3 protein-coding genes and 1 pseudogene are annotated in these 4,271 nt (G+C 31.8%); 2 read left to right on the top strand and 2 right to left on the bottom strand.

Features of this window, described 5'->3' with window-relative positions:
* Window positions 1–538: pseudogene (locus tag ACVC2P_RS00110) on the bottom strand (hypothetical protein); the annotation flags it as partial.
* A complete protein-coding gene (locus ACVC2P_RS00105) occupies window positions 538–1,308 on the bottom strand; it encodes a LytR/AlgR family response regulator transcription factor (protein WP_452596457.1) in 771 nt (256 codons plus the stop codon). The pseudogene ACVC2P_RS00110 and the gene ACVC2P_RS00105, both read right to left, overlap by 1 nt.
* A 186-nt stretch (window positions 1,309–1,494) precedes the next feature.
* On the opposite strand from ACVC2P_RS00105, the gene ACVC2P_RS00100 reads away from it, so the two are divergent.
* Both ACVC2P_RS00100 and ACVC2P_RS00095 read left to right on the top strand, forming a co-directional pair.
* Window positions 1,495–3,252, top strand: coding sequence for an FG-GAP-like repeat-containing protein (locus tag ACVC2P_RS00100; RefSeq protein ID WP_452596456.1), 1,758 nt, complete (start codon window positions 1,495–1,497; stop codon window positions 3,250–3,252).
* A gap of 95 nt (window positions 3,253–3,347) precedes the next feature.
* Entirely contained in the window at window positions 3,348–3,986 is a 639-nt protein-coding gene (locus ACVC2P_RS00095; RefSeq protein WP_452596455.1) for a gamma-glutamylcyclotransferase family protein, read from the top strand.
* Window positions 3,987–4,271 lie beyond the last annotated feature (285 nt).

Here is a 4,271-nt window from a genome sequence, read left to right as displayed (position 1 = left end):
ATTGCGATTTTAGCATATTCAATTTTGTTGTCGCTAATTGCGTTTCTAATTGCGATTTTTGAAGCTCAATATTTTTTATTTTATTCGTATAAAAGTATACTGTAATAATACCTATTAAAGAAAAGTACACCAAAAAATTTAAGTGTACTACACTCATAAAATGATTTAAAGACAGGTTAACTAGAATAGACTGTAGTGGCGATCCATTAATTAAAACAACAATTAATCCTGAGATAAAAAATATAAAATAGCCCATAAAAAAAGAGAAAAACAAATGCACTAATATAATACGTGTCCAGCTTAATTGTTTTTCGAACATTCGTTTTATAAGACGACTCATTAATATCATAAAAGCTATAACAATAAGCCAGTCTAATATTATATCGTAGGTAAATAAACCAAACCAACTTATGGTTTTATAGTATAAGCCTGTAGATTTTAAATACACCTTTCGTATTAACCCTATTAATACAGTAAACGTGTAAAAAAGGGCTATATATTTTAATAATCTAGGGTCTATTATATGTTTAAGTTTCATTATCCTCCAATAATTTCTAAAAAGTCCTTTTTATAACTCTGGCTTACTCTAAATCGTTTACCATCTTTCATTTTCACATCTATTTCACCATAATCCGACTGTATTATTTTATCCAAAAAATTTAAATTAATTACGGTAGAGCGGTGAATACGAATAAAACTAGGACTTTTTATATCTAATAATACATGACCTAAAGACTGTCTTAAAACATGCGTTTTTTCTATTGTTTGTATATCTATATAACTTCCTGAAGCTTCTATATAATTTATTTGTTCGGTTTCTACAAATGAAATGGTTTTACCCGTTTTTACAGGCAACTTATTTTTAAAATAGTCTTGTTTGTTAGGAGTATTACTCACTTGTTTTAATAAGCTGTTTAACGTGTTATTAAAATCGCTATTTTTTCCTTGTTTTCGTTGTTTAACAATCCTATTTACGCAAGACACAAAACGTTCTTTTTTAAAAGGCTTTAATAAATAGTCAAAAGCCAATACATCAAAAGCTTTTACTGCGTAATGATTAAAAGCTGTAACAAATACTACAAAAGGTGGTTTTACTGTTAATTCGTGTAAAACATCAAAACCAGAAATGTCTTTCATCTGGATATCTAAAAAAATAAGCTCTGGTTTTAGCTTACGAATCATCTCTATAGCCATCTTACCCGTTTTAGCTTCACCTAGCACATTTAATTCTACAATATCTTTAGTTAAATTTAATATACGCTGCCTTGCTAGTGGCTCATCGTCTATAATTAAACAGGTTATTTCCATATATAACTTTTGGTTAAAATTACTAAAAATAAATAAGCATCTGCTTAGTTTTATATACCATCAAACCATTATAAAAGAGATTCACATCACGTATTTAGTTATTCATAACAACATCACAGGAGGTTGCCTCATTATTAAGTTTTACGGAGCAACTAGAAAGTAACTTTGGTAAAAACATTTTTTTATATGAAAACAACTTTACTTTTTAGTTTACTATGCATAGGTTATAGTTTTACTGTAGCCTCACAATCTTTTGAAGCCACAAACATTACCGACCTTACTACAACAGCTTCGGGCTCAAGAAGCGCTAATTTTGTGGATGTTAATGGAGATGGATGGGATGATATTTTCATCTCTAACGGGCCATCAGGCGGACAAAATAATATGTTATACCTTAATAATGGAGACAACACCTTTACTACGGTTGTTAACGACGATATTGTTATGGATGGTAGTAGTTCTGACGGTACCAGTTTTGCCGATGTAGATAACGATGGTGACTTAGATGCTTTTGTTGTTACATGGGCTTCAGGAACCGCTGGAAAAAACTTCTTTTACAGAAATAACGGCAATGGTACATTTACTAATGAGCCCGACACGCCGCTTACTAACCTATATACTTTTTCTGAAATGGCAACATGGGTAGATATTAATAACGACCAATTTCTGGATCTTTATTTTACAAATAGTCTTGGAGCTGCTGCAAATCGGTATTTTGAAAATCAAACCGATGGTACTTTTAGCGCAGTTACCAACCTACCTATTACCAGTGAAGTTCTAGGTACACGCTCTGTAGACTGGATAGATTATGATAACGATGGCGATTGCGATCTTTTTTTAACCAATGAAAACAACACTAAAAACTCGTTGTTTAGAAACGATGGCCCTAATAACTTTACACAAATAATAGATTTAGCTATAGTGCAGGATATGAAGAGTTCTGGAGGTAGCTCTTGGGGAGATATAGACAATGATGGTGATTTTGATTTATTTGTTGCTAACTGGCAAAACCAAAATAACCAATTATTTATTAATAATGGAGGCACGTTTACTGAACAAACCTCATCTGTTATTGCTACAGGCGGAGGCCATTCGTTCGGTTCTTCGTTTGCAGATATAGATAATGATGGCGATTTAGATCTTTTTGTATGCAATGCCTTTTTAGCAAGCCAGACTAATAATTTTGTATATATAAACGATGGCACAGGTAATTTTACTCAAGATACATCTAGCGTTTTAGCAACACAAAACGGTTGGACTTTTGGTTGTGCTTTTGGAGATTATAATAACGATGGTTGGCTAGACTTAGTTTTGGCAAACACACTAAATGAAAATCAAAACAATAGCTTATTTAAAAACACAGGAACTGGTAATAATTGGGTTAAATTTAATTGTACAGGAACAAATTCTAACACCTCGGCTGTGGGTACTAAAATAAGACTTAAAGCAACTATAAATGGTAATACAATATGGCAAACTAGAAAAATCACTGCATCCTCAGGTTATAATAGTCAAAATAGTTATGCTGTACATTTTGGTTTAGGCAATGCTACTATTATAGATGAATTAGAGATTACTTGGCCAATAGGTACAGTAGAAACGTTTAACAACATTTCTATTAACACCATTCATACACTTATTGAAGGTACTGGGCTTAGCGTACCAGAGTTTAACAATAACACACATTTTAGTCTATTTCCTAATCCTACACAGGATATCATTAATTTAAAATTAGCACCTATGGTTAACGATAACTACACCAATATATCTCTAAAAATAGTAGATAGTAGAGGCAGACACGTTGCGCTTTATAAGCATTTAAATTTTGAGCTAAATACAACATTACCTATTAGTATAGCTAAACTAACACCAGGCTTGTATTTTTATAGTATAACTACCGCTAAAAATCGTACTCTAACTTCTGGTAAAATTATTAAGTTATAACACTAAACATTTAACTGCAAAACAGGTAAAAACACGTGTTTCTTATCCTTCTTATTTATTTACTTTTAATGCAATAAAAATAAAGTACAATAATTATGAAACATTATATTTTTGGTTACGGCTCTTTAATAGAAACAGAATCTAGATTACGAGCTGCACCAATGGCTAAAGTAGCATTTCCTGCTATTGCTCACGGATTTCAACGTGGTTGGTATGCACAAATGCCAGAAACATTAGCCAGTATTTCGCCAACTTATTTAGGTTGTTTTCCTGACAAAGCTAGACACGTTAACGGTGTTATTTACGAAGTTACCGAAGCAGAACTAAAAGCAACAGACGAAAGAGAAATGGGATACATTAGGAAAAAAGTAGAACATTGCGAAGAGTATTATCAAGTTACAGAACTAGAAGATACGGTTTGGATTTATGTTAACGATTTTCCTAATGTTGTCCCTCCACCAAGTGTTTACCCTTCAAAAACATTTCCTATAGTGCAATCGTATGTAGATATATGTATTAATGGCTGCTTAGAAATAGAAAATAGCTTCCCTAAAGCTAAGGAAGACTTTTTTACTATAGATTTTATACGCTCTACAATTGGATGGAGCGAGTTTTGGGCTAACGACCGTATTTACCCAAGACGTCCCTTTATGTATCGTAAAAATGCTTTTGCAATAGATGCTATTTTAAAAGAACATTTACCCGATTATTATAGCAAAATTTATATTGAATAATGAAGTGCTTCCTTAACATAATTGATAAAAAAATACGTAGAACTACGTATTTTTTTTGTTTGGTATTTACTGTAATTTGTTGGCCCGTAAAATTCCCCTAGCTGCTTTACGGAAAACCTCAAGGAAGCTGTTTGTTTTTTGGGGTTATTTGTAACTTAATTAAATGAAAAATACATTTTTTATTGTTACTTAATGAGCTAAAATTAAGAAAAATCGTAGATTTGAACTACTTATGAATAAACTTACTGTAATAGATTTTTTTTGCGGAGCTGGTGGCTTTTCAGA

The organism is Pontimicrobium sp. MEBiC01747 (assembly GCF_053601635.1).
This window is presented reverse-complemented; position numbering and strand designations above follow the sequence as displayed.

Coding starts and splice junctions, on each gene's coding strand:
- ACVC2P_RS00105 (WP_452596457.1), bottom strand. CDS start 1,308: ATGGAAATAACCTGTTTAATTATAGACGATGAGCCACTAGCAAGGCAG.
- ACVC2P_RS00100 (WP_452596456.1), top strand. CDS start 1,495: ATGAAAACAACTTTACTTTTTAGTTTACTATGCATAGGTTATAGTTTT.
- ACVC2P_RS00095 (WP_452596455.1), top strand. CDS start 3,348: ATGAAACATTATATTTTTGGTTACGGCTCTTTAATAGAAACAGAATCT.